At 69.1% G+C, this 24,433-nt stretch carries 21 protein-coding genes; 10 read left to right on the forward strand and 11 right to left on the reverse strand.

Annotation, left to right across the window (positions count from 1 at the left end):
- Nucleotides 1-70 precede the first annotated feature (70 nt).
- Both ASE12_RS11540 and ASE12_RS11545 read right to left on the reverse strand, forming a co-directional pair.
- Nucleotides 71-1,138 carry an aldo/keto reductase gene (locus ASE12_RS11540; RefSeq protein ID WP_056400536.1) on the reverse strand — a complete coding sequence of 356 codons (1,068 nt, stop codon included), beginning with the start codon at nucleotides 1,136-1,138 and terminating at the stop codon, nucleotides 71-73.
- Between the two features lie 28 nt (nucleotides 1,139-1,166).
- Nucleotides 1,167-1,442 carry a hypothetical protein gene (locus tag ASE12_RS11545; RefSeq protein ID WP_056400543.1) on the reverse strand — a complete coding sequence of 92 codons (276 nt, stop codon included), beginning with the start codon at nucleotides 1,440-1,442 and terminating at the stop codon, nucleotides 1,167-1,169.
- A 56-nt stretch (nucleotides 1,443-1,498) separates the two neighbouring features.
- Between ASE12_RS11545 and ASE12_RS20380 the strand changes: the two genes are divergently transcribed.
- Complete coding sequence (locus ASE12_RS20380; RefSeq protein WP_056400546.1) at nucleotides 1,499-2,068, forward strand: NIPSNAP family protein; 570 nt, start codon at nucleotides 1,499-1,501, stop codon at nucleotides 2,066-2,068.
- On the opposite strand, the gene ASE12_RS11555 is transcribed toward ASE12_RS20380, so the two are convergent.
- Complete coding sequence (locus ASE12_RS11555) at nucleotides 2,069-2,638, reverse strand: hypothetical protein (RefSeq protein WP_056400549.1); 570 nt, start codon at nucleotides 2,636-2,638, stop codon at nucleotides 2,069-2,071.
- A 38-nt stretch (nucleotides 2,639-2,676) separates the two neighbouring features.
- On the opposite strand from ASE12_RS11555, the gene ASE12_RS11560 reads away from it, so the two are divergent.
- Entirely contained in the window at nucleotides 2,677-3,615 is a 939-nt protein-coding gene (locus tag ASE12_RS11560) for a D-2-hydroxyacid dehydrogenase family protein (protein WP_056400552.1), read from the forward strand.
- On the opposite strand, the gene ASE12_RS11565 is transcribed toward ASE12_RS11560, so the two are convergent.
- From ASE12_RS11565 to ASE12_RS11580, 4 genes are all read right to left on the reverse strand, one after another.
- Nucleotides 3,612-4,451, reverse strand: coding sequence for a transglutaminase family protein (locus ASE12_RS11565; protein WP_200955006.1), 840 nt, complete (start codon nucleotides 4,449-4,451; stop codon nucleotides 3,612-3,614). The two genes, ASE12_RS11560 and ASE12_RS11565, sit on opposite strands and share 4 nt — an antisense overlap.
- Nucleotides 4,448-5,374 carry an alpha-E domain-containing protein gene (locus tag ASE12_RS11570; RefSeq protein ID WP_056400556.1) on the reverse strand — a complete coding sequence of 309 codons (927 nt, stop codon included), beginning with the start codon at nucleotides 5,372-5,374 and terminating at the stop codon, nucleotides 4,448-4,450. Before ASE12_RS11570 ends, ASE12_RS11565 begins: the two co-directional genes overlap by 4 nt.
- Nucleotides 5,368-6,963, reverse strand: a complete 1,596-nt coding sequence (locus ASE12_RS11575; protein WP_082582467.1) for a circularly permuted type 2 ATP-grasp protein — start codon at nucleotides 6,961-6,963, stop codon at nucleotides 5,368-5,370. The genes ASE12_RS11570 and ASE12_RS11575 overlap by 7 nt, the downstream gene beginning before the upstream one ends.
- A gap of 127 nt (nucleotides 6,964-7,090) precedes the next feature.
- Complete coding sequence (locus tag ASE12_RS11580) at nucleotides 7,091-8,593, reverse strand: MDR family MFS transporter (RefSeq protein ID WP_082582216.1); 1,503 nt, start codon at nucleotides 8,591-8,593, stop codon at nucleotides 7,091-7,093.
- Between the two features lie 237 nt (nucleotides 8,594-8,830).
- Between ASE12_RS11580 and ASE12_RS11585 the strand changes: the two genes are divergently transcribed.
- Nucleotides 8,831-9,268 (forward strand): HNH endonuclease, encoded by a 438-nt coding sequence (locus ASE12_RS11585; RefSeq protein WP_056400559.1) that lies wholly within the window; start codon nucleotides 8,831-8,833, stop codon nucleotides 9,266-9,268.
- A gap of 97 nt (nucleotides 9,269-9,365) precedes the next feature.
- On the opposite strand, the gene ASE12_RS11590 is transcribed toward ASE12_RS11585, so the two are convergent.
- A complete protein-coding gene (locus ASE12_RS11590; RefSeq protein WP_056400562.1) occupies nucleotides 9,366-10,244 on the reverse strand; it encodes a siderophore-interacting protein in 879 nt (292 codons plus the stop codon).
- 68 nt (nucleotides 10,245-10,312) lie between these two features.
- On the opposite strand from ASE12_RS11590, the gene ASE12_RS11595 reads away from it, so the two are divergent.
- Together ASE12_RS11595 and ASE12_RS11600 are read left to right on the forward strand one after the other, a co-directional pair.
- Nucleotides 10,313-11,446, forward strand: coding sequence for a peptidoglycan bridge formation glycyltransferase FemA/FemB family protein (locus ASE12_RS11595; RefSeq protein WP_056400564.1), 1,134 nt, complete (start codon nucleotides 10,313-10,315; stop codon nucleotides 11,444-11,446).
- A 1-nt stretch (nucleotide 11,447) separates the two neighbouring features.
- Nucleotides 11,448-12,482, forward strand: coding sequence for an alanine racemase (locus ASE12_RS11600; RefSeq protein ID WP_056400567.1), 1,035 nt, complete (start codon nucleotides 11,448-11,450; stop codon nucleotides 12,480-12,482).
- A gap of 58 nt (nucleotides 12,483-12,540) precedes the next feature.
- Here the strand turns inward: ASE12_RS11600 and ASE12_RS11605 are convergent, their stop codons facing one another.
- Complete coding sequence (locus tag ASE12_RS11605; protein WP_162255481.1) at nucleotides 12,541-14,937, reverse strand: transglycosylase domain-containing protein; 2,397 nt, start codon at nucleotides 14,935-14,937, stop codon at nucleotides 12,541-12,543.
- Nucleotides 14,938-15,130: 193 nt separating this feature from the next.
- Between ASE12_RS11605 and ASE12_RS11610 the strand changes: the two genes are divergently transcribed.
- On the forward strand, nucleotides 15,131-15,727 hold the full coding sequence (locus ASE12_RS11610) for a PadR family transcriptional regulator (RefSeq protein ID WP_056400574.1): 597 nt from the start codon (nucleotides 15,131-15,133) through the stop codon (nucleotides 15,725-15,727).
- A gap of 21 nt (nucleotides 15,728-15,748) precedes the next feature.
- On the forward strand, nucleotides 15,749-16,828 hold the full coding sequence (locus ASE12_RS11615; protein ID WP_056400576.1) for an inositol-3-phosphate synthase: 1,080 nt from the start codon (nucleotides 15,749-15,751) through the stop codon (nucleotides 16,826-16,828).
- 87 nt (nucleotides 16,829-16,915) lie between these two features.
- Here the strand turns inward: ASE12_RS11615 and ASE12_RS11620 are convergent, their stop codons facing one another.
- Together ASE12_RS11620 and ASE12_RS11625 are read right to left on the reverse strand one after the other, a co-directional pair.
- Complete coding sequence (locus ASE12_RS11620; RefSeq protein ID WP_200955007.1) at nucleotides 16,916-17,518, reverse strand: TetR/AcrR family transcriptional regulator; 603 nt, start codon at nucleotides 17,516-17,518, stop codon at nucleotides 16,916-16,918.
- Between the two features lie 23 nt (nucleotides 17,519-17,541).
- Nucleotides 17,542-19,032, reverse strand: coding sequence for a CCA tRNA nucleotidyltransferase (locus ASE12_RS11625; protein ID WP_082582217.1), 1,491 nt, complete (start codon nucleotides 19,030-19,032; stop codon nucleotides 17,542-17,544).
- A 44-nt stretch (nucleotides 19,033-19,076) separates the two neighbouring features.
- Between ASE12_RS11625 and ASE12_RS20235 the strand changes: the two genes are divergently transcribed.
- The 3 genes from ASE12_RS20235 (at nucleotide 19,077) to ASE12_RS11640 (ending at nucleotide 24,403) form a co-directional block, all read left to right on the forward strand.
- The gene (locus ASE12_RS20235) at nucleotides 19,077-21,143 is read left to right on the forward strand and encodes a DUF6049 family protein (RefSeq protein WP_056400580.1); all 2,067 of its coding nucleotides are present in this window, start codon (nucleotides 19,077-19,079) and stop codon (nucleotides 21,141-21,143) included.
- Entirely contained in the window at nucleotides 21,136-22,770 is a 1,635-nt protein-coding gene (gene murJ / locus ASE12_RS11635; RefSeq protein WP_056400581.1) for a murein biosynthesis integral membrane protein MurJ, read from the forward strand. The genes ASE12_RS20235 and murJ overlap by 8 nt, the downstream gene beginning before the upstream one ends.
- Before the next feature lie 61 nt (nucleotides 22,771-22,831).
- A complete protein-coding gene (locus tag ASE12_RS11640) occupies nucleotides 22,832-24,403 on the forward strand; it encodes a protein kinase family protein (protein ID WP_056400582.1) in 1,572 nt (523 codons plus the stop codon).
- Nucleotides 24,404-24,433: the final 30 nt, after the last annotated feature.

The raw sequence follows: 24,433 nt of genomic DNA on the forward strand, positions 1-24,433 counted from the left end.
ACAACACCCACCGATCTGAAAGCCAGCTGCCGCAGGAAAGCTGCGCTAAAGAACGAACCGCGCCGACAAGCTAGACCTTGGAGCTGGCGGCCCAGATGTTGATGCCGGCCTCGCCCGCGAAGGAGTCGATCTCGGCGAGCTCCTCGTCGGTGAAGTCGATGCGCTGCGCGGCCTTGAGGTTCTCGTCGAGCTGCTCGACCGACGAGACGCCGATCAACGCGGACGTGACACCGCCGGGACGCAGGGTCCAGGAGATCGCCATCTGGGCGAGGGTCTGCCCGCGCTTCTTGGCGATCGCCGCGAGGCCCTTGAGCCGCTTGCGGTTGTCGTCGTTGGCCATCGACTGGTTGAACGAGCCGCGCTTCTGCGAACGCTCGGGGTCGGCGCTCTCGACGTACCTGTCGGACAGCAGGCCCTGGGCCAGCGCGCCGAAGCCGATCGAGCCGACGCCGTGCTCGTCGAGGACGGTGGTCAGTCCCTGCTCGATCCAGCGGTTGATCATCGAGTAGGACGGCTGGTGGATCACGATCGGGGTGCCGAGCTCGTTGGCGATCGCGACCGCCTCGGACGTGCGCTCCGGCGAGTAGGACGAGATGCCCGCATAGCGCGCCTTGCCCTGGCGGACGATCGCGTCGAGCGCGCCGATCGTCTCCTCGAGCGGCGTGCCCGGGTCGGCCCGGTGCGAGTAGAAGATGTCGACGTGGTCGACCGACATCCGCTGGAGCGACTCGTCGAGGCTCGCGAAGAGGTACTTGCGTGAGCCGAAGTTGCCGTAGGGGCCCGGCCACATGTCGTAGCCGGCCTTGGTCGAGAGGATCAGCTCGTTGCGGTACGCCTTGAAGTCGGTGCGCATCATGCGACCGAAGTTCTCCTCGGCCGAGCCGTAGGGCGGGCCGTAGTTGTTGGCGAGATCGAAGTGTGTGATGCCGTTGTCGAACGCGTGGCGCAGCACGGCCCGCTGGTTGTCGAACGGGAAGTTGTCGCCGAAGTTCCACCACAGCCCGAGCGACAGCGGCGGCAGGAACAGGCCCGAGCGGCCGACCCGGCGATAGTCCCAGTGCGTGTAGCGATCCTCCGCGGCGACGTAGGGGCGGTGGATCTCGGGCACGGAGTCGGCGTAGGAGGCGCTGTCGGTCATGGCTCCACGCTAGTCGCCGGCTCGGACGTCACGCGGGGGCATCCCACTGCTCGATCGCGTCGGCCAGGGCGGCGTCCAGGGCCTCGAGCTGGGCGCGCCTCGCCGGGTCGTAGGACATGCCGTGGCGCAGTCCGCGGGCCGTCGTGATCTCGAGGCGCGGGCGCTTGCCGTCGAGCAGCACGAGGCGGGGCCGCTGCCAGATGTGGGTGCGGTGGGTGTCGGTGTAGCCGAACACCTCGAGCACGCTCCCGTCGAACACCAGCAGCGTGCCGTCGTCCACCAGGGCCTCGATGTTCGCGCTCATGGCGACGACCCTAGGAGGCGCTCGCAACTGTCGGACCTTCGGCGTACGTTCGGCGCATGTCCGACCGGATCATCGAGCTCCGCCAGTACACCCTCAAGCCCGGCACGCGCGACGGCTTCATCGAGCGGTTCGAGCGCGAGTTCCAGCACACGCAGGAGGCCGTGGGCATCCACGTCCTCGGCATCTTCACCGACCTCGACGATCCCGACCGCTTCGTGTGGTTCCGCGGCTTCCCGACACTCGGGGAGCGCACCGCCTCGCTGGCAGCGTTCTACGGCGGGCCGGTATGGGCCGCGTGGGGTCAGGAGACCAACGCCGACCTGATCGACTCCGATGACGTGCTGATGCTGAGGCCCCGCCCGGGCAAGCCCGGGCTGCCGGTGTCGGTCTTCGGCGAGCTGGCGATCCGGGTCTGGGCGATCGACTCCGACACCGACGAGTCGTCGCTCGTCACCGCGATCGATGCCGCCGGCGGTGACGTGCTGCTGAGCCACCCCGGGCCCAACGAGTTCCGGTTGCCGGTGCGCGACGACCGCGTCGTCGTGGCACTCGGTGGCGACGGCCTGCCCGGCGGTGAGCTGCAACGCCTGCGGCTCGCGCCCACGGCAGGTTCGGTGCTGCGTTGATCAGCGCAGACGGGCGACCGCGAGCACGACGGGATCGGTGACCCCCGGCCAGGTGCCGGTCAGTGCCGCGTCGCCCTGGGGCGCAGGACCGTCGAGCACCCGCCGCACCTCGAGGTCGACGGAGCCGTCGGCGCCGCCGCTGCCGGTGACCTGTACGTCCGGCGGCCGGATCTGGGTGCGGCCGTCGCCGAGGTCACGCACGAGCTCTGCCTGGGTGCCTCCGGTGAGGATCGTCGCCGTCAGGACGGCCTGGTAGACCGGGTCCGCGATCGCGTCGTAGACCCAGCGGTCTCCGAGCACGGTGTGCTCCATCGTGCCGACCAGGTGCGACTCGGCGCCGTCGAGCGGAGCGCCGCGATAGGTCCACGGCACCTGCAGGACGGGCCCGTCACCGGCGCGTACGAGGTGCGTCTCCATGCCGACCTCGCCGTCCGGATCGTCGAACCGGTAGGCACCGAGGTGCTCCAGCGCCGACGCGTCGCCGGCGAACCACGGCTGCGTCGGCAGCCAGGTCGCGAGCAGCTCAGGCTTGGTCGGCGTGATGTCGGCATTGGCGTGCAGGATGGCCATGCCTCGAACCTAGCCCAGCCGGCTGACACGATGGCCACATGCGCATCGTGGTGCTCGACGACTACCAGCAGGTTGCTGCCCGGCACGCCGACTGGGACTCCCTCGACGCCGAGGTCACGTTCCTGGACCGGCACCTCGAGGGCGCCGAGCTGGTCGAGGCGCTCGGCGACGCGGAGGTCGTCGTGGCGATGCGCGAGCGTACGCCGATCACGGCCGACCTCATCGCCCTTCTGCCCAAGCTGCAGCTGATCGTCACGACGGGGCGCCGCAACGCGTCGATCGACGTCGCGGCCGCCCGCGAACGCGGCATTCCCGTGTGCGGCACGGCCGGCCTCGCCTCGTCGACGCTGGAGCACACGTGGGCGCTGATCCTCTCCGCCGCGCGGCACATCCCCGACGAGGATCGCTCGATGCGCGAGGGCGGCTGGCAGACGACAGTCGGCACGGGCCTTGCGGGTCGCACGCTCGGCGTCATCGGCCTGGGTCGACTCGGCTCGCAGGTCGCCACGATCGGTCAGGCGTTCGGCATGGACGTCATCGCCTGGTCGCAGAACCTCGATGCCGAGCACGCCCGCTCCATGGGCGTACGAGCGGTGTCGAAGGACGAGCTCCTGGCGGGCTCCGACGTCGTGACGATCCACCTGGTCTCGAGCGCGCGCACGCATCATCTCGTCGGCGCCGCCGAGCTCGCCGCGATGCGTCCCACCGCGTACCTGGTCAACACGTCGCGCGGCCCGATCGTCGACACCGCGGCCCTGCTCGATGTCCTGCGCGCCGGCCGCATCGCCGGCGCGGCGATCGACGTGTACGACACCGAGCCGCTGCCCGCCGATCATCCCTTGCGCACCGCACCGCGCACGGTGCTGACACCGCACCTCGGCTACGTCACCGACGACGGCTACGACGTGTTCTTCCGCGAGGCGGTCGAGGACATCGCGGCCTGGCAGGCCGGTGCACCGATCCGGGTGCTGGGCTAGCGCAGGCGGGTGATCTCGACGGCGACGAACAGCTCGGAGCCGCCGGACGTCGAGAAGATGCCGCGCAGGGGCGGGCTGTCGGCGTAGTCGCGACCCTTGGCGACCACGACGTGCCGGGGCCCGGGCGCGATCGCGTTGGTCGGGTCCCAGCCGACCCACTCGCCGTCCCACCACTCGATCCACGCGTGCGACTCGCCCGCGGTCGCCTCGCCGATCACCGGGTCCGGCGAGGGGTGCAGGTAGCCGGACACGTAGCGTGCCGGGATGCGGGCCTCGCGCAGGACGCCGAGCGTCAGGTGCGCGAAGTCCTGGCACACGCCGTTCTTGCTGTCCCACGCGTCGGCGGCGGTGGTGGTGACCTCGGTGCTGCCCGGCAGGTACTTGACCCGGTCATGGAGAAAGCCCGCGGCGGCCAGGGCGTACTCGCCGGGGGTCGCGGCCGATGCACGGATGTCGGCGAGGTCGGTGAGCAGCGACGGCGACGGCGCGACCCACGACGAGAGCTCCAGGAACTCGCAGTAGTCGTCCTGCACCGCGAGCAGGTCGTCCCACGAGACGGCGTGCGGCCGGACCGGTACGTCCTGGGTCTCGACGGTCGAGGTGGCGACGACCGTGAGGTCCGTGTGCGGGTCGTGCACCTCGAACGACGTCACGGTGGTGCCCCAGTAGTCGCGGTACTCGTAGCTCCACGGCGTCGGGCTGATCTCGAGCCGCGAGCGCAGGACGTACTGCTCCGACGTCGTCATCGGCGTCATGCGCGCCTCGTTGAACGACGCCGCGGCACCGCGCTCGTAGTGGTAGCCGGTGGTGTGCCGGATCCGCATCTGCATCGTCATAGAACGACACCTCCGCGCCAGGTGTGCTCCTCGTACTCGGCGAAGTAGCGCGCCGTCACGGCGTCGCTGGCCGCGGCGCAGCTGCGCTGGAGGCGCTCCATCTCGACCGGGAGGTCGAACACGATCTCGGTGAGCGGCCGGTACTCCAGCTCGGTGCGGGCCCGGCCGAGCAGTCGCTGCGCCTCGTCGCTGAAGCCCGTGCGTTGGCCGCTGCGCTCGAGCTTGGTCAACGCCTTCTCGGCCTGGGCGAGCGACGACACGATCGACCGCGGGAACCAGCGGTCGAGCAGCAGGAACTCGGCGGCCTGCCGGTCGGCCTCGATGCCGCGGTAGGCGCGGATGAACGACTCGTACGCTCCACAGGCGCGCAGCGTCGTGGGCCAGGCGACCTGCGGGCCGGACGCCAGCGCCGCTGTCGAGAGCAGGCGGGCGGTCATGTCGACCCGCTCGATGCTGCGACCGAGCATGTAGAACTGCCAGCCCTCGTCGCGGGTCATGGTCGAGTCGGCGATTCCGGAGATCATCGCGGTGCGGTTGCGGACCCACGCGAACATGTCGGGCGACCGCATCGCGCGGGCGGTCGGCAGGCCACGCCACGTCGTGTTGATCGCCGCCCAGATGTCGGTCGAGAGGGTCTCGCGGGCGCGGCGGGCGCTCTCGCGGGCCGCGCCGATCGCCGCGGCGATCGAGACCGGCGAGTCCGCGTTGTGCGCGAGCAGGTCGAGGATCATCCAGCGGTTGGGGTTGCCGACGTACTCCTCGACACCCATGACCGAGAGCAGCTGCTCGCACGAGGTGCGCTCGTCCATGCCGGGGTCCTCGATCAGGACCTGCATCTGGACGTCGAGGATGCGGGCGGTGTCGTCGGCGCGCTCGAGGTAGCGGCCGATCCAGAACAGCGACTGCGCGATGCGGCTCAGCACGAGGTCACCCCCGGTGGTTGAGGTGCGGAGCGAAGCGGCGCCTCGGAACCGCTTTGCTGTTGCTGCTGTTCCTGCACCTGGACCTGGAGGTCGGTCGGATCGCCGTCGATCGCGGGTCCGGCCGACTGCGGGGTGCCGGCGACCCGGCTCGCCGCGGGTGCGCCCTCGCCCTCGTCCTCCGGGTCGGTCGGGCTGGCCAGGACCCACGTGTCCTTGGAGCCGCCACCGCGGCTGGAGTTGACGATCAGCTCGCCCTCGGGCAGCGCGACGCGGGTCAGTCCACCGGGGAGCACGAACACGTCGTCGCCGTCGTGCACCGCGAACGGCCGCAGGTCGACGTGCCTCGGACGTACCCCGTCCTCCACGAGCGTCGGCACAGTCGACAGCGAGATCACGGGCTGGGCGATCCAGGCCCGCGGGTCGAGCAGGATCTTGGCGCGCAGCTCGTCGAGCTCCTCGCGGGACGCGGCCGGTCCGATCACGATGCCCTTGCCGCCCGACCCGTCGACGGGCTTGAGCACGAGCTCGTCGAGCCGGTCGAGCACCTCCTCGCGCTGCTCGGGCTCGCCCATGCGCCAGGTGTCGACGTTGCGCAGGATCGGCTCCTCCGACAGGTAGTAGCGGATGAGGTCCGGGACGTACGTGTAGAGCAGCTTGTCGTCGGCGACCCCGTTGCCGACCGCGTTGGCGATCGTCACGTGGCCGGCACGGGCGGCGTTGACGATGCCGGGCACGCCGAGGGCCGAGTCGGCGCGGAACTGCACGGGATCGAGGAAGTCGTCGTCGATGCGGCGGTAGATCACGTCGACCGGCTCGAGTCCGTTGGTCGTACGCATCATGACCCGGCCCGACCGGCACACGAGGTCGCGGCCCTCGACCAGCTCGACGCCCATGGTGCGGGCGAGCAGGGTGTGCTCGAAGTAGGCCGAGTTGTAGACGCCCGGGGTCAGCACGACGACGGTCGGGTCGCTGACGCCGGCCGGTGCGGCCTTGCGCAGAGCCGCGAGGAGCTGCTGTGAGTACTGCGACACCGGGCGGATGCGGTGGTCGGCGAACACCTCGGGCAGCGCCGCGGACAGCGCCCGGCGGTTGGTCATGACGTACGAGACGCCGGACGGCACCCGGACGTTGTCCTCGAGCACGCGGAAGTCGCCGTTGCCGTCGCGGATCAGGTCGACGCCGGCGACGTGCACGCGTACGCCGTTGGCCGGTTCAAGCCCGGCGACGACGCGATGGAAGTGCGGCGACGTCATGACCGTCGCCCGCGGCACGATGCCGTCGGCGAACAGCTCGCCGGGGCCGTACGCGTCGGCGAGGAAGGCCTCGAGCGCGAGCACCCTCTGGCGTACGCCGCGCTCCACGTGCTCCCAGTCGGCGGCTTCGATCAGGCGCGGGACGATGTCGAGCGGGAACGGCCGCTCCTCGCCCGCGACCCCGAACGTGACGCCCTGCTCGAGATAGGACGAGGCGAGCGAGTCGGCGCGCAGCCGGATCTCCTCGGCGCCCATCTTCTCGAACGACGCATGGATGGTGCCGTAGTTCTCGCGAACCGTGGAGGAGCCCAGCCCATCGAGATCTGGACCCATCATCTCGTCGAACCCGACGACCGGGCCGTAGCCGTCGAAGAGCTCGGGGATGTCCACGCGTCCACCGTAGGACAGATTTGCTAACGGCGTGTTTCGGCCCCGGCCGCCCGCCCGGCCGGGGCCGCGTGTCCTAGTGCGCCGGACCCGCGGGCTGGTCGGCCTTGGCCGGCAGGAGCAGCGAGAGCGCGATGACGACCGCCCCGAACACCGCGCCGGCGACGAACGCCCACTGCAGTCCTCCGACGAACGCCTGGTCTGCCGTTGAGCCGCTCGACACGAGGCTCTCCGAACGGTTCTCCATGATCACCACGAGGGCCGCAGTACCGATCGCACCGGCAACCTGCTGGAGCGTGCCGAGAATCGAGCTGCCGTGCGAGTAGAGCTCAGGCGGCAGCGCGCCCAGGCCAAGCGTGAACACCGGGGTGAAGATCGCCGCCAGGCTGAGCATCAGCAGGACGTGCAGGCCGAGGATCAGTGCGTATGAGGTGTTCTCATCGATCACCCGGCTCATCGTGAACAACGCGACGACCATGAGGATCGAACCGGGGATCACCAGCGGCCGGGCGCCGATCTTGTCGTAGATGGCGCCGATGCGCGGGCCGAGCAGTCCCATGGCCAGTCCGCCCGGCATGACGAGCAAGCCGGTCTTGATCGGCGACAGTCCACGCAGGTCCTGCAGGTAGAGCGGCAGGAGGATCATCGAGCCGAGGAACGCCATGAACGCCATCGACATCAGTGCCAGGGTCACGGTGAACGTACGGTGCTTGAACGCCCGCAGGTCGAGCAACGGGCTGCCCACGCGCTGCAGGCGCAGCTGATAGAAGGTGAACAGCGCGACGAGAGCGCCGCCGACGCCGATCAGCAGCACCAGCTGGCCGGTGCTACGAGCGCCAACTTCGCTGAGGCCGTAGACCAACGTGCTGAAGCCGAGCGCAGCAACGGCGACACTGAACCAGCTGACCGGGGCCGTATTCGTCTCGCCGACGTTCGTGAGGTGTCGCAGGCTGAGCACCGAGACGACCACCGCAATCGGCAGCATGAAGGCGAAGATCAATCTCCACGAACCGAAGTGGAGAATCAGTCCGGAGACGACCGGACCCATGGCGGGCGCGACCGAGATCGCGAGCATCATGTTGCCCATGACGCGGCCTCTGGCCTGCTCCGGGACGACCGTCATGACCGTGGTCATCAGGAGCGGCATCATCACGGCGGTGCCGGCGGCCTGGACCGCGCGACCGACGAGAAGCATCTCGAAGATCGGCGCCGTGCCGCAGATGATCGTGCCGAGCCCGAAGGTCGTCATCGCGATCGTGTAGGCGGTGCGAGTGGACACGCGCTGCAGGAACCAGCCCGTGATCGGGATGACCGCCGCCATCGTCAGCATGAAGATCGACGAGATCCACTGAGCATCGCGGGCCTTCACGTCGAAGTCGGCCATGAGGTGCGGGATCGCATTGATCATGATCGTCTCGTTGAGGATCACGACGAACGTCGCGGCGACCAGGAGCTTGATGACGAGCGGGGTCTTGTAGGTGTCTGTCGTCTCGTCAGGAGTCAGGCTGAAGTCGGCCTCGAACTCAGCGAGCTCGGGGCTCGTCGAAGCCTCGGGAGTGCCCTCGGTGTGCGCGGTCATGGCTGGTCCTTTGGTTCGGTGTGCTGGGGGCCGGTCGACCACCCTCATCTATACGACGAACGGATCGACACCATTTCGACATGGAGGTCGGACATTTCTTGACCGACGTGCTGTGCCCGCGTCCAACTGCTCTGGTTCCGCGGGTATCCCGAGAGGGCGACACTAGTGGAGATTCGACTTCTTTGGACCATTTCCCGGTGCGTCCGGCTACGCTTTCGCTCAGAAAGGGGCCGGCCGATGGCGGATTCGTACGTCCTGGTGCTCAACGCGAGCTACGAGCCCCTGCAGCGCGTCTCGATGCGGCACGCGATCAAGATGCTGGTCCGCGAGGTCGCCGTCATCGAGGAGGAGGCCGGCGGATCGTTCGGCCCGTTCCCGGTGCCCAAGGTCCTGCGCCTCGTACGTTATGTCGTCACGCGCTGGATGCACCGGCGCTCCAACCTGTGCACCAAGAGCGCGATCAAGGCGCGCGACAAGATGTGCGCCTACTGCGGCGGGCGGGCCGAGACGGTCGACCACATCGTGCCGCGCAGCCGTGGCGGGACGCTGACCTGGGACAACGCCGTCGCCGCCTGTGTGCGCTGCAACCACCGCAAGGCCGACCGCACCCCGGCCGAGGCGGGCATGACGCTGCTGGTCACCCCGAAGCAGCCCCAGTTCCTCGTGGTTGCCTGAGGTCGAGGCCGCCCGCGGCCGAGCGCCGAAGGCAGGTTGAGCGATCGCGGCGAAGCCGCCTGATGACGAAACCTCGTGAGCTCACTCGAAAACGAACCTAGAGCCCGACGCTCTCGTAGATGTCGTCGAGCGCGTCGAGGTAGGCACCTTGGTCGTCGCCGACCTTCTGCTCGACCTCCTTGGCCTTGGCCTGCACCTCGTCGGCGACCTGCTCGTAGCGGGCGTTCCACTTCTCCGCCTCGATCTGCCAGTAGCCGCACGTGTAGAAGTCGGCCTGCGGCCAGCCCAGCTCCCGTCGCAGGTGGCGGCGCACCGCGCGGCTCGCGCGCGCCTCGCCGGCGAGCCACACATAGCGGTCCTCGTCCGGCAGGTCACGCGACGTCACGGCATCGGCGAGGGCGTCGCAGATGTCGGTGTCCCTGCCGACAACCTGCCACGTGACCTGGACGTCGCCGGGACTCGGCAGCGGGATCTCGTCGCCGGCGTCGGTCAGCAGGACGACGACCTCGGCCTTCTGCTCCGGCTCGAGCCCGCGAAGGATCCGGGCGACCGCCGGCACGCCCGTGATGTCGGCGACCAGCAGCTGCCAGCCGACTCCGGCCGGGGCGGCATACAGACCGTGCGGCTCGATCAGCCCGACGCGGTCGCCCGGGCGGCACGTCCGCGCCCAGTCGGAGCCGACTCCCTCGTCGTGCAGGGCGATGTCGAGGTCGACGCGGGTCTCGCCGTCGACCACACGGTGGTCGGAGACGGTGTAGACCCTCGACTCCGGCTCGACGGCGCCCTCGGGCAGCGTGACGTTCCAGTCCTCGTCGATCTCCGGGATCGCGAGCTCGGCACCGGCCGGCGGGATCAGCACCCGTACGTACTCGTCGGGAACCCCGGTCGACACGAAGCCGTCGACCCCGAGGGTCACGGTGACGAGGTGGGCGGAGAGCCGGCGTCGGCCCAGCACCGTGGCGGCGTACGTCTTCACTGTCGAGTCCCCTCGATCGGCAATTAGTTAGGTCAGCCTAACTTACGGTTGGTTGGTAGCGTGGCCCGGTGACGTCAGCTCCCCGCCCAGGGCCCCTCAGTGTCCGGCCCATCAGCACCCCGGAGCACCTCGACTTCGTACGGAGTCGGCCTTCGGTGAGCTTCCTGCAGACCCCCGCGTGGGCGCAGGTCAAGAACGAGTGGCGAGGCGAGTCGATCGGCTGGTTCGACGGCGGCACGCTGGTCGGCGCGGCGCTCGTCCTCTACCGCCAGCTGCCCAAGGTCAAGCGCTACCTCGCCTACCTGCCCGAGGGGCCGGACATCGACTGGACGGACCCCGACCTCGGCCGGTGGCTGACTCCGCTCGCGAACCACCTCAAGCAGCAGCGCGCCTTCGGCATCCGCATGGGCCCGCCGGTGGTCACCCGTCGTTGGCACGCCGCGACGATCAAGCAGGCGATCGCCGATCCGGTCCTCACGACACTGTCGGACGTACCCGCTGACGTGCGCGACGACGAGGCCCTCACGGTGGCCACCAGGCTGACCAGCCTGGGCTGGAAGGAGATCCCGACCGAGAACGGCTTCTCCGCCGGCCAGCCCAAGTTCAACTTCCAGCTGCCGCTCGCGGACCGCTCCGAGGACGACGTCCTGGCCGGCATGAACCAGCAGTGGCGGCGCAACATCAAGAAGGCGGCCAAGGCCGGCGTCGAGGTCGTCCGCGGTGACCGGGCCGATCTCGCGGAGTTCCACACGGTCTACGCCGAGACCGCCGAGCGTGACCACTTCACCCCACGGCCGCTGTCCTACTTCGAACGGATGTGGGACGCGATGACTGCCGAGGAGGCCGACCGGCTCGTGCTCTACCTCGCGCGCCACGAGGGTGATCTCGTCGCCGCGACCACGATGGTGCGGGTCGGCGAGCACGCCTGGTACTCCTACGGCGCCTCGACCACGTCCAAGCGCGACGTACGCGGGTCGAACGCGATCCAGTGGCAGATGATGCGCGACGCCATGGCCGCGGGTGCGACGGCGTACGACATGCGTGGCATCACCGAGACCCTCGACCCGGACGACTCGCACGTCGGCTTGATCCAGTTCAAGGTCGGCACGGGCGGCGAGGCCGTCGAGTACCTCGGCGAGTGGGACCTCCCACTCAACCGCGCGCTGCACCTCGGCTTCACCCAATACATGAAGAGGCGATGACGTGACCTTCGAGCTGGACATCGATGCCGAGCGCTGGCGCCGCGGCCTGCGGGCCGTCGTCGAGAGCACGCCCGGAATCGTCCCGGTCATCAAGGGCAACGGCTACGGCCTCGGTCGCGACCTGCTGGCCAGTGAGGCGAAGGACCTCGGGCTCGACGTGGTCGCGGTCGGCACGTACGCCGAGGTGCCGGGCGCACTGGCGGCCTTCGGCGGCGACGTCATGGTGCTCACCCCGTGGCGTCCCTTCTTCACCGACGTGCTCCACGACGAGCGGATCATCCACACGGTCGGCCGCGTCGAGGACATCGCGGCGCTCGCCGCAGGGCCCGACCCCACCGCCCGCGTCCTGATCGAGGGCGAGACCTCGATGGCGCGGCACGGTCTCGACCGGCACGAGCTCGCCGCCGCCGTGGCCGCGCTGGGTGACCTGCGGGTCGAGGGCTTCGCGATCCATTTGCCGATGGCCGGTGGCAACCTGCGCGAGGCCGAGAACTGGGCCGCCGCGCTCGAGACCTCCCAGGTCGAGACGACGACGTTCTACGCCTCGCACCTGACCGCCGCCGAGCTGACGATCCTGCGCGAACGCAGGCCGCAGCTCGACATCCGGCCCCGCATCGGCACCGCGCTGTGGCTCGGCGACCTCGGAGCGCTGGCCGTACGAGCGACCGTCCTCGACACGCATCTCGTGGCACGGGGCGAGCGGGTCGGCTACCGGCAGCGGCCCATGCCCCGTGACGGATCCCTGCTGGTCATCTCCGGCGGCACGAGCAACGGCATCGGCCTCGAGGCGCCCAAGGCGTCGGCAGGGGTCGTGCAACGCGGCAAGTCGCTCGCCAAGGGTGGGCTCGAGGCAGCCGGGTTCTCCCTGTCGCCGTTCACGATCGACGGCAAGCAGCGCTGGTTCGCCGAGCCCCCGCACATGCAGGCGAGCATGGTGTTCCTGCCCGCCTCGGCGCAGGCACCGCAGGTCGGTGACCGCGTCGACGTGGCGGTGCGGTTCACCACCGCCACGTTCGACGCCATCAACCTTGCCTGAGGTCCGGCCGCCTCAGTGACGAGCGTGGCGGGGAGCCGTAGCCCTCGCCACGCCGACGTCACGTCAGCAGTGGAGCGTCGTCCGCCTCGTCGTCCTCGGGCCGCCGCAGTCCGAGGACTCCGATCAACGGCACCATGAACACCCAGCCGTTGTTGTCAGGCAGGGTGCACCGCGGGTTGGTGAGCGGGCTCCAGTCTCCACCCGCGGCCTCGCACGCCGCCTTGCTGGACTGCGGATCCTGCGTGGGAGTCACACAGGTGTTGGTGTTCGGGTCGAGCACCTGCGGCGGATCGCACGTCACCGGTGGCTTCGGCTCGCAGCCGAGGTTGCCGTCCGGCTGCTCGTTCGGCCCACAACGCTCCTGGGTCGGCTTCGGCTTCGGCTTGGCGACGCACTTGGTCTTGTTGTCGTTGAGCTGCTCGTCGCTGTCGCACTTGGGCGCCGGCTTCTTGTAGGTCGTGCCCTTGCTCGACTTGATGTTGGCCGGCTTGGGGAACGTCCCGCAGTCCGTGCCTTCGAGCGCGGAGTTCATGTACGTCTGGAAGGTCTTGGCCGGGATCTGGCCGCCGAAGAACGGGACCATGTAGCCCTCGAGGTCGCCGTTGCCCAGCTTGCCGCGGTTGTACATGACGGCGGTGGCGAGCTTGGGCGTGTAGCCGGCGAACCATGACGACGACACGTGCTGGTCGTCGTCGGGGCCCGCGGTCGCCGTGCCGGTCTTGCCCGCCGTCGGACAGATCGTCTTGGCGTTCGAGCCGGTGCCGGCGCCGCCGGAGTTGACGACCTTCTGCATCGCCGCGATGGCGTCGGCGGCGACGTCCTTGGGGATCGCCTGCTCGGTCTTGACCTTGTGCTTGTGCAGGGTCTTGCCGTGCACGTCCTTGACCGACTCGATGATGTACCAGTCGGCCCGCTTGCCGTCGGCGGCGATCGTCGCGTAGGCATTCGCCATGTCGACCGGGGCCACGGGCTCGATTCCCAGCGGGGTGGACAGCGGGGGGCCGTCCCTCCTCAACCGGTCGAGCGGCCCGCTCGGGATGCCGGCCTGCGCGGCCGCCTCCAGCGTCTTCTCCGGGCCGTCCTTCATCTGGTCCATGAGGTCGACGAATGCGGTGTTGATCGACTTCTGGGTCGCGAACTCCAGCGGCACGTTGCCGAACGACTCACCGCCGCTGTCACCCTGGTTCTCGGTGATCACCTTGCCGTTGATGATCAGCGGCGAGGCGCCGTTGAGCTTGGTCTTGAGGCTGTAGCCGTTCTCCAGGGCGGCGATCAGCGCGAATGCCTTGAAGGTCGAGCCCGGCTGGGTCCTCTCGGTCGCCCAGTTGAACTGGTTCTTGAGGTAGTCGCGGCCTGCGTACATCGCCTGCACGGCACCCGTGCCAGGCTTGATCGAGACCAAGGACTGGTGCAGCTCCTTCTTGCCTGCCGGACGATGCGCCTTGATGGCCGCGATCGCTTCCTTCTGCTTCCGGTAGTCGAAGGTCGTGACGATGCGGTAGCCAGCACCGTCGACCTCCTCCGGGGTGAAGTCCAGCGCGTCCATCTTCTCCTTGACGAGCTGGAGGAGGTAGCCCTTGGAACCGCTGAAGCGGTTGACCTCACGCTTGGGGGCGAACTTCGGCAGGTGGTCGTCGAACCGCGCGGCCTGCTCGGCCGTGATGGCGCCGTCCTTGACCATGCCTCCGAGCACGTAGCGGAAGCGCGGACCGATGCGGTCCTCGGCGCCCTCCGCATACGGGTCGTAGTAGGTCGGGCTGTTGATGATCGTCGCGAGGATCGCCGACTGCGCGTAGTTGAGCTGCGAGGCGGGCTTGTCGAAGTAGGTCTTGGAGGCCACCTCGACGCCGTAGGCGCCGTTGCCGAAGTAGATCGTGTTGAGGTAGCCCTCGAGGATCTGCTTCTTGCTCAGCTGGTTGTGGATCTTGATCGAGAGGATCGCTTCCTTGACCTTGCGCTTGTAGGACTGCTCCTGGGTCAGGTAGAGGATCTTGACGTACTGCTGCGTGATCGTGGATCCGCCACCCTGGATCTCACCGCTGGTCGCGTTGTTGCGCGCGGCGCGGATGATGCCCTTGATGTCGATGCCGCGGTTGGAGTAGAAGGAGCGGTCCTCGGCGGCGATCGCGGCGGCCTGCATCGAGGCCGGGATCTCGTCGATGCCGATGCTCTCGCGGTCCTGCGTCGCGAACGTGCCGAGCACGTGCTTGCCGTCGGAGTAGTAGACCTTGGTGGTCTGCGTCTGGAACGCCGCGTTCTCGCTCGGGATGCTGATGCTGCGGTAGAGGATGAAGAACGTGGCGGCGAGGAACAGCACGCCCAGCACGCCCAGCAGGGACACCCAGCGGATCGTCTTGAGCCACCATGGGCCGCGACCGCCGATCTTGCGGAGGAACGCCTTGAACCGTCCGCCGTCGGCGTCGGGGCGCGCTGCTTTCTTTCGCTGTGCTGGCAAGGGTCCGTCTACCTCCATGGGGATCCCGGAATCGGATCCGTCAACGACCAAGTGTGCCGAACCTACCTGAGGAATGGTTAATCGCCGGGGGTCCGCGTGTGCTGGGTCACGAAGACCGGGGTGTTGCCGATACACCGATTAGATGTATCGTTCCGATATACGAACAAATGACACACTTTGTCAGGACGGGTAGATGACACGACGCGGCGCGGCACTCGAGGTGGCGGTCCTTGGACTGCTCCACGATGCCCCGATGCACGGCTACGAGCTGCGCAAGCAGGTCAACGCCCTGCTCGGCTGGAGTCGCATCCTGTCCTACGGCACGCTCTATCCCTGCCTCAAGGCGCTCGGCAAGGCCGGCTACATCGTGGCCGACGAGACCACCGAGGCAGAGGGACGGGCACGCCGCGGACGCATCGTCTACAAGCTCACGGCCGAGGGCAAGGAACATTTCAGCCAGGCACTCGAGGACTCCGGTCCATCGACGTGGGACGACGAGACGTTCGGCGTACGGTTCGCGTTCTTCGCGCGCACCGATGCCGCCTCGAGGGTTCGCATCCTCGAGGGACGACGAAGCCGACTGGAGGAACGACTCGACAACGTCCGCAAGGCAGGACAGCGGAAGCGGGACCGGGTCGACGCCTACACGTTGGAGCTGCAGCGGCACGGCCTGGAGTCGGTCGAGCGCGAGGTCACCTGGTTGACCGAGCTCATCGACCGCGAACGCTCCGGTGGCTATCCCGACGCAGCCGGCACGACCAGCACAGACCTCAACACGACCGAGAAGTAACACATCAATGAAGGAGAACCCATGGGTTCGGTACGCGTAGCAATTGTGGGTGTGGGCAACTGCGCCACGTCCCTGATCCAGGGCGTCGAGTACTACAAGGACGCTGACCCCGAGGGCAACGTCCCCGGGCTCATGCACGTCGAGTTCGGTGAGTACCACGTCAAGGACATCGAGTTCGTCGCCGCGTTCGACGTCGACGCCAAGAAGGTCGGCTTCGACCTCTCCGAGGCGACGCAGGCCAGCGAGAACAACACGATCAAGATCGCCGACGTGCCGCCCACCGGCGTCATCGTCCAGAAGGGCAACACGCTCGACGGACTCGGCAAGTACTACCGCGAGACGATCGAGGAGTCCGACGCCCCGGCAGTCGACATCGTCCAGGTCCTCAAGGACACCAAGGCCGACGTCCTCGTCTCCTACCTCCCGGTGGGCTCCGAAGAGGCCGACAAGTTCTACGCGCAGTGCGCCATCGACGCCAAGGTCGCGTTCGTCAACGCGCTGCCCGTGTTCATCGCGTCCGACCCCGAGTGGGCCAAGAAGTTCGAGGACGCCGGCGTCCCGATCATCGGTGACGACATCAAGAGCCAGGTCGGCGCCACCATCACGCACCGCGTCATGGCCAAGCTGTTCCAGGACCGCGGCGTCGTGCTCGACCGCACCTACCAGCTCAACGTCGGCGGCAACATGGACTTCAAGAACATGCTCGAGCGTGACCGCCTCGAGTCCAAGAAGATCTCCAAGACGCAGGCCGTGACGTCCAACCTCAACCACGACCTCGGTGCCAAGAACGTGCACATCGGCCCGAGCGACTACGTCCAGTGGCTCGACGACCGCAAGTGGGCGTACGTCCGCCTCGAGGGTCGCGCGTTCGGTGACGTCCCCCTCAACCTCGAGTACAAGCTCGAGGTCTGGGACTCGCCCAACTCCGCCGGCATCATCATCGACGCGATCCGCGCAGCCAAGATCGCCAAGGACCGCAACATCGGCGGCGCGCTGCTGTCGGCGTCGTCGTACCTGATGAAGTCGCCCCCGGAGCAGCGTCCCGACGACCTCGGTCGCGAGATGCTCGAGAAGTACATCGCGGGTGAAGTCGAGCGTTAAGCATTTGGTTCCTTGAGCTTGTCGAAAGGATCCTTTCGAGAGGCGTGAGGAACGAGAGGGGCCGGTCCCATGGGGGCCGGCCCTTCGTCATGCCCCGAGCAACCGGCTCAGGGTCGTGCGCAGGATCGCGGCCGCCGCGTCGACGTCGAGGCCGAGGTCGTCCCGCAGGCTCGACCAGGCCGGCCAGCTGGACGCCGCGAACAACGCATCGGCCAGGATCGTACGATCGGCGCCCGCGGCCTCGAGCTCGGGGCCGAACGTCGCGTCGAGGTCCTGCAGCGACCGCTCGACATGCTCGTGGCGGCTGCGTTGCAGCGCCACCGAGAACGGCTCTCCCAGACCAGACGACCTGGCGGCCGGTGCGATGTGCTCGAGCCGGCTGACCCGCTGGTCGCAGTAGAGCTCGATGCGCTGCGGCAGTGGCAGCTCTGCGTCGATCGGCCGGCGCAGAGCGGCATCCGCGTCGAGCCAGTAGGCCGTCGTCGCCTCGAGCAACGTCTCGAGGTCCTTGAAGTTGAGCCAGAGCGTCCGCGGCGAGACGCCGGCGCGTTCGGCGATGACCTTGGCCGTCGGCTTCAGCACGCCCTCGCGCAGCAGCCCGGCATGGGCCTCGACGATCGCGTCGCGCGTACGCTCCCCGCGCGCGATCCGTCCGTCGCTGTGACGCTGCACGGTCTCCTCGGTCACCACACGTCCAGTATGGCCGCGCGTCATCAGCTGCGCGCTGCCCAGAACGCCTTGAGGGCCTCGGTCGCGTCGGCCTCGCTCAGCGGGCCACGGTCCATGCGCAGGTCGAGCAGGAACCGGTAGGCCTCGCCGACCTCGGGGCCGGGCGGGATGCCGAGGATCGCCATGATCTGCGCACCGTCGAGGTCGGGACGGATCGAGCTGAGCTCCTCCTGCTCGGCCAGCACCGCGATCCGCGCCTCGAGCTCGTCGTACGTCCGCTGGAGGCGCAGCGCCTTCTTCTGGTTGCGGGTCGTCGAGTCGGCACGGGTCAGGATGTGCAGCCGCTCGAGCTGGTCACCGGCGTCGCGGACATAACGGCGTACGGCCGAGTCGGTCCACTCGCCGGAACCGTAGCCGTGGAACCGCAGGTGGAGCTCGACGAGCTTCGCGACCTGGTCGATCAGCTCGTTGCTGTAGCGGAGCGCCCGCATGCGCTTCTTGGCGAGCTTGGCGCCGACGACGTCGTGGTGGTGGAACGTCACGGTGCCACCCTCGGCGAAGCGGCGCGTCTTGGGCTTGCCGATGTCGTGCAGCAACGCGGCCAGCCGGATGACGAGGTCGGGCGCCGACTCGAGGCGTCCCTCGAGCGCGATCGCCTGCTCCAGCACGGTCAGCGAGTGCTCGTAGACGTCCTTGTGGCGGTGGTGCTCGTCGCGCTCCAGGATCAACGCCGGCAGCTCGGGCAGCATCTGCGCCGCGAGCCCGGTGTCGACGAGGAGGCGGAGCCCGGCGACCGGATGGGCGCCGAGGATCAGCTTGTTGAGCTCGTCGCGGACGCGCTCGGCCGACACGATCTCGAGCCGGGATGCCATCTCGGTCATCGCCGCGACGACGTCGGGCGCCGCGCTGAAGCCGAGCTGCGAGACGAAGCGGGCGGCCCGCATCATGCGGAGCGGGTCGTCGCTGAACGACTGCTCGGGCGTGACCGGGGTGCGGAGCAAGCCGTCGTCGAGGTCGTCCTGGCCGCCGAACAGGTCGACGAACTCCGCCGACGGCAGCCGCAGCGCCATGGCGTTGACCGCGAAGTCGCGGCGGGAGAGGTCGCCCTCGATCGTGTCGCCGAACTCGACCTCAGGCTTGCGGGAGGCGAGGTCGTACGCGTCGCTGCGATAGGTCGTGATCTCGAGGTCGTGATGGCCCTTGCGCAGCCCGATCGTGCCGAACTCCCGCCCCACGTCCCACATCGCGTCGGCCCAGGAGCCGACGATCCGCTCGATGTCGGCAGGCCGTGCCGAGGTCGAGAAGTCCCAGTCACTGCCGGGCCGGCCGAGCAACGCGTCACGCACGGGCCCGCCCACGATCGCGAGCTCGTGACCCGCCGCCTCGAACAGCGCGCCGAGCTCGGCCAGGAACGGATTGGCGTCGAGGATGCCGTCGATCCTGGCCCGGCGCTCGGGGGTCAGCGTGGACGTGGGCACGAGGACATACTCTATCGGCCCTGAATCTGCTGCCTGAGCCCGTCGAAGGACATGCATTCGACACCGTCGGGCGCCACAGCCCGTACGTCTAGCATGTTCGGGTGAGCAGCCCCCGTCGTCGCGTCCTCGTCGCGCTGCTCGCGACGATCCTGGCGGCGCTCACGGTTCCGGGCCTGCCGGCCCACGCCGCCGACAAGAACCCCGACCTGACGGTCAGCATCCAGTCGCTGAGCCCGAGCCGGCTCGCGCCCGGGTCGACCGTCACGATGACCGGCACCGTGACGAACCACGACGCGCACGCGTGGACCAACGTGCAGGCCTACCTCGTGACGCCGACCGTGCCGTTCACCACGCGGGCGCAGGTCGAGGACGCGATCGACAACGGTGACGCCTACACCGGGAGGCGCGTCGTCGACGCCGGTACGTTCGACGACCTCGGCGACCTGGCTCCCAAGCAGACCCTGCGGTTCACCGTCAAGGTGCCCTACGCGCAGCTCCGCATCAACGGCGCCGAGGGCGTCTATCCGGTCGGCGTGCAGATCCTCGGCACCGACACCGGCGGCGAGCGCAGCAACGACGCGATCGCGCGCGCCACCACGTTCCTGCCGCTGGTGTCCGGCGGGCACCCACGTGTCGCGGCCTCGATCGTCTGGCCGTTTCTCATGCCCAACCGCCGCGGCTACGACGGCCACTACGTCGACGCGACCGGGCTGCTCCGCGACGTCTCCGCCGGTGGCCAGCTGCGCAACCTCCTCGACCTGGCGTCGAGCACCGACGGCAAGGCGTCGACGGCACTCATCGACCCCGCGCTGCTCGTGGGCGTCGACGACGTCGCCCACGGGCGACGCCTCGCCGAGGGGGTCAAGCTGACCCCCGAGCAGAAGGCCGAGGCGCAGCGCTTCCTCGACGACCTGCTGGCCTTCGCCCGGCGACAGGGCTGCTGGGTGCTGGGCTTCGACCGACCCGACGTGCTCGCGCTGTCACAGAACCCCGACGTCGACGGGCCGCTCACGTCCGCCGTCGAACGGGCCACGAGCTCGGCCCTCACCACGTTCCAGCTGTACGGCCGCAGGGTCTCGTGGCCGACCATGCACGGCGTCACCTCCGGCCTGCTCCGCGACCTGCGCGGCTCGGGCGACAGCCCCGTCATCGTCACGTCCGACGCGCTCCCGGGGTGGGACCGCCGCCAGGGCTCGATCGTCCAGTACGCGACACCCAGCGGCCCGATGCCGTTGCTGGTCACCGACGTGCTCGACGCCGGGGTGCCCGGCCAGGACTCCGTCACGACCCTCCGGCAGCGCATCCTCAGCGAGGCGGCGCTGGCCACGCTGCAACGCGAGATCGACCCCAAGTCGCGTGCCGACGCCGTCACGATGGTCGACCCACGCTGGAACCCCGGCCCACGGTGGGCTGTGGGCCGGCTGTCGACGGCGTTCGAGGCCCCGTTCACGTCGGCCACGAGCCTCGACTCCGTGCTGACCCGGCCGCTGACGACCTACAGCGGCAAGGTCGCCCCGGCGACCGACCGGCCGATCAGCCGCGCACAGCTCAAGGCCGCCGCCAGCATCGTGGCCCGCGGCAGCGCGCTGAGCTCGGTCATCCCCCAGAGCGACGAGGTCGACGACGCGCTCGCCCAGGACGTCGCGAGCGTCCTCGGCATCCGCTGGCGCACCAACTCGGCCGCCGGCACCACGATCGCCCGGAAGCTCGCCCGCGAGGCCGGAGCCGAGCTCGGCAAGATCAAGATCAAGGCGCCGGACTCCGTCACGCTGTCCAGCTCCAAGGGCGGCTTCCCCATCACGATCCGCAACGGCACGGACGAGGCGATCCGCGTCGGCGTGTCCCTCGAGTCCAGCAATCCCGCCTTGACCGTTCCCGACGTGAAGCCCGTCGACATCGGCGCGGGCGAGCGCCGCACGCTCACCGTCGACATCGACCTCGGTCGCCAGAACACCACGTCCCTGACGGCCCATCTGGTGTCGACCGATGGCAAGGCGATCGGCACGCCCGACGAGTTCAACGTCCGCTCCAGCAAGATCGGGGTCGTGCTGTGGGTCGCGATGGGTGTCGCCGCCCTCCTGGTGCTCGCCGCCCTCGTACGCAGGTTCAGTCGGCGCCGCACGCGGTCCCGCGTCGCGTCCGAGCGGCCGGCGGACGACGATGACTGACCAGACGATCGCCAGAGCCAGCGCCTGGATGGCGCTCGGCACGGTCGTCTCCCGTGTCACCGGCCTCCTGCGAGCCGTCCTGCTGGCCGCCGCCATCGGCACCCAGGCCAACGCCGACCTGTTCGACATCGCCAACACGATCCCCAACTCGCTCTACATCCTGCTGGCCGGCGGCGTGTTCAACGTCGTGCTCGTCCCGCAGCTCGTCCGGGCCATGAAGAACGACGAGGACGGCGGCTCTGCGTACGCCAACCGCGTCATCACGCTCGGCCTCCTGGTGCTCGCGGCCGGCACCGCTGTGCTCCTCGTGCTCGTGCCCCAGCTGCTGCACGTCGTCTACGACTCGACCCTGTTCGAGCCCGGCCTGGCCAACCAGCGCGAGTCGGCCCGCCTGCTGATGCTGCTGTGCCTGCCGCAGGTGTTCTTCTACGGCGCGTTCGTGCTCACGGGTCAGGTCCTGAACGCCCGGGGCAGGTTCGGCCCCATGATGTGGGCGCCGATCGTCAACAACGTCGTCGCGTGCGCCGTGATCGTCACGTACGTCTTCGCGTTCGGCGCGAGCAGCGGCGTCGGCGGGTTCTCCACCTCGGAGGCACTCCTGCTCGGTCTGGGCTCGACGACGGCAATCGCCCTCCAGGCACTCGTGCTGATCCCCTATCTGCGCAGGGCCGGCTTCAGCTTCCGGCCCCGCTTCGACTTCCGCGGTGTCGGCCTGGGCCACACCTTGAAGCTCGGTGCGTGGACCTTGGCCTTCATCATCGCCAACCAGATCGCGTTCATCACGGTCAACAAGATCGCGACGAAGGGCACGCTCCAGGGGGCGACCGACGGCAAGGGTGCGACGGGCTCGACGGTCTACGGGCTCGGCTTCCTCATCAGCCAGTTCCCCCACGGGGTCATCACGGTCTCGCTCGCGACGGCGGTGATCCCCACGCTCGCCGCGCTGGCCGCCGATCGTCATTACCGGCGGTTCCGCATCGAGCTGGGGCGCACGGTCCGTATCGCACTCTCGATCGTGGCCCCGATCGCCGTGGCGCTGCTCTGCCTCGGCCAGCCGGCCACCGCCATCGCCGGCGGCATCGGCTCCCTCGGCGGCCAGACGATCCCGATCGGCCACACGATCCAGGCGTTCTCGCTGGCCATGGTCACGTTCACGGTGCACTACCTGATGCTGCGCGGCTTCTACGCCAACGAGGACAACCGCACGCCGTTCTTCATCCAGGTCGTGATCGCGACGGTCAACATCGGTGTCGCCTACAAGCTGGCGATCAGCGTCGAGCCGGACCGTGTCGCGATGATGCTCGCCCTGTCGTACGGCATCGCCTATCTGGTCGGCTCGATCCTCTCGGCGTCCCTGCTGGCGTTCTCGGTCGGCAACATCTTCGACTGGGAGATGCTCGTGTTCGTCGTCCGCCTGGTCGTCGCCTGCGGCCTGGCCGCCTTCGTCGCCACCGGCTTCGCGCACGGTCTCGACACTGCGGGCATCGAGCCGGCCCGCGCGGTCGGCGGGGCGATCACCACCGTGGTCGCCGGGTTCGCGGGTGCCGTCACGTACGTCATGTCGGCGCGCGTGCTCGGCATGGACCAGCTGACGTACGTCGTCGACACCCTGCGCCGGCGAGGCTGAATTCACCTGTCTCGCCTCGCCTCACGGACTAGCATGGAAATCAGTCCATAGAGGGGTGTTGATGAGCGAGAGGCGGCTGCTGGCCTCCGGTGATGTGCTCGCGCACCGCTACGAACTCCAGGACCTCGTCAACGAGAAGCTCGGGTCCACGACGTGGCGCGCGCACGACAAGGTGCTCAACCGCAACGTCGGCATCGAGATGCTGTCGAGCGCCGATCCGCGGGCTGACCACTTCCTGCAGGCGGCCCGTGAGTCGACCTCGGTCACCGATCCCCGCTTCCTCCGCGTCCTCGACCTGATCCAGGAGGAGCAGCACCACCACCTCGTGGTGCGCGAGTGGGCGCGCGCCTTCCCCCTCGACCAGCTCCTCGCCCAGTCGCCGCTGCCCAACCGCCGCGCCGCCACGGTCGTCGCCGAGGTGGCCGAGGCCCTGGCCAACGCCCATGAGCACGGCGTCTATCACCGCCGCCTCACGCCGCACCAGGTGCTGCTCAAGCAGTCCGGTGCCGTACGCATCGTGGGCCTCGGCGTCACCACTGCGCTCTCACCTGTCGGCCGGCAGGACTCGCTCGAGGACCTTCAGGGCTATGAGCAGCTCGACGTCCAGGCGCTCGGCAAGTTGCTCTACGCCTGCCTGACGAGCCGCTGGCCCGGCGCCCACGTCGACGGCCTCAACGCGGCGCCGACCGAGCACGGGCGGCTGCTGCGCCCCCGTCAGGTACGCGCCGGCGTCTCGCGTGACGTCGACACGACCTGTGACCGCATCCTCGGCACCCCGCCCCGCAACCACGCCACGCCGTTGCGCAAGGCGGCCGACATCGCTCGTACGCTCCGGCTGTCGGGCGAGGACGACGACCTCCACGACGACCAGCCGAGCCTCGCCAGCATGTCGTCACCCGATCTCCTGCGTCTCGACCCGGTGATCGTGCCGGGTGGGCCCCCGCCGGGGCTCGAGCCGCCTCGCCGCCGCCCCAAGGCATACGAGCCGGCCCCGCCCACGACGCTCGAGCGGGGCAAGCAGCGGGCCAAGCGCGCGGCCAAGGGCGATCGGGGCCTCGTGCTGCTCGGCGTGATCGGCGCCCTCCTGCTCGTCACGATCCTGGCGTTCCTCGTCGGGCGGTCCTCCAACGGTGACAAGGCCGATCCCATCCAGCGCGACAGCCCGCTGCGCGTCCTGCCGATCCAGAGGGCCGGCGACTTCGATCCCCAGGGTGACGACTCCAGCGAGAACCCCAAGGAGGCCCGCCTCGCGATCGACGACAAGCTCTCGACCGGCTGGCAGACCTCGAAGTACTTCGGTTCGGCTGACCTCGGGGGGCTCAAGGACGGCGTGGGCATCGTGCTCGACCTCGGCGGTCCGCGCGAGGTCGACTCGGTGCGGCTCCAGCTCAACGGCCAGCCGACGAGCTTCTCGATCCTCGCGTCCTCGCCCAGCACGACCCGAGTGCCGTCGAAGCTGCGCGGCCTGCAGCGCGTCGCCGCGGTCAACGACGCGGGTGCGGATGCGAGCGTGTCGTTGGAGTCCGGCGTCGTCACCCGCTACCTCGTCGTGTGGCTGCGGTCACTGCCGGAAGTCGGTGACGGTGAGTTCCGGGGCGAGATCCGTGAGGTCGTCGTCCGCGGGCGCTCCTGACGCGCCGGGACGGTGTCGATCACGGGAATG

It is taken from the genome of Aeromicrobium sp. Root236, assembly GCF_001428805.1.
Classification (GTDB): domain Bacteria; phylum Actinomycetota; class Actinomycetes; order Propionibacteriales; family Nocardioidaceae; genus Aeromicrobium.

Excerpts from the sequence above, each read along its gene's own strand:
- ASE12_RS11540 (WP_056400536.1), bottom strand. The coding sequence starts at position 1,138 with ATGACCGACAGCGCCTCCTACGCCGACTCCGTGCCCGAGATCCACCGC.
- ASE12_RS11545 (WP_056400543.1), bottom strand. The coding sequence starts at position 1,442 with ATGAGCGCGAACATCGAGGCCCTGGTGGACGACGGCACGCTGCTGGTG.
- ASE12_RS20380 (WP_056400546.1), top strand. The coding sequence starts at position 1,499 with ATGTCCGACCGGATCATCGAGCTCCGCCAGTACACCCTCAAGCCCGGC.
- ASE12_RS11555 (WP_056400549.1), bottom strand. The coding sequence starts at position 2,638 with ATGGCCATCCTGCACGCCAATGCCGACATCACGCCGACCAAGCCTGAG.
- ASE12_RS11560 (WP_056400552.1), top strand. The coding sequence starts at position 2,677 with ATGCGCATCGTGGTGCTCGACGACTACCAGCAGGTTGCTGCCCGGCAC.
- ASE12_RS11565 (WP_200955006.1), bottom strand. The coding sequence starts at position 4,451 with ATGACGATGCAGATGCGGATCCGGCACACCACCGGCTACCACTACGAG.
- ASE12_RS11575 (WP_082582467.1), bottom strand. The coding sequence starts at position 6,963 with ATGATGGGTCCAGATCTCGATGGGCTGGGCTCCTCCACGGTTCGCGAG.
- ASE12_RS11580 (WP_082582216.1), bottom strand. The coding sequence starts at position 8,593 with ATGACCGCGCACACCGAGGGCACTCCCGAGGCTTCGACGAGCCCCGAG.
- ASE12_RS11585 (WP_056400559.1), top strand. The coding sequence starts at position 8,831 with ATGGCGGATTCGTACGTCCTGGTGCTCAACGCGAGCTACGAGCCCCTG.
- ASE12_RS11610 (WP_056400574.1), top strand. The coding sequence starts at position 15,131 with ATGACACGACGCGGCGCGGCACTCGAGGTGGCGGTCCTTGGACTGCTC.
- ASE12_RS11615 (WP_056400576.1), top strand. The coding sequence starts at position 15,749 with ATGGGTTCGGTACGCGTAGCAATTGTGGGTGTGGGCAACTGCGCCACG.
- ASE12_RS11625 (WP_082582217.1), bottom strand. The coding sequence starts at position 19,032 with ATGCATGTCCTTCGACGGGCTCAGGCAGCAGATTCAGGGCCGATAGAG.
- murJ (WP_056400581.1), top strand. The coding sequence starts at position 21,136 with ATGACTGACCAGACGATCGCCAGAGCCAGCGCCTGGATGGCGCTCGGC.
- ASE12_RS11640 (WP_056400582.1), top strand. The coding sequence starts at position 22,832 with ATGAGCGAGAGGCGGCTGCTGGCCTCCGGTGATGTGCTCGCGCACCGC.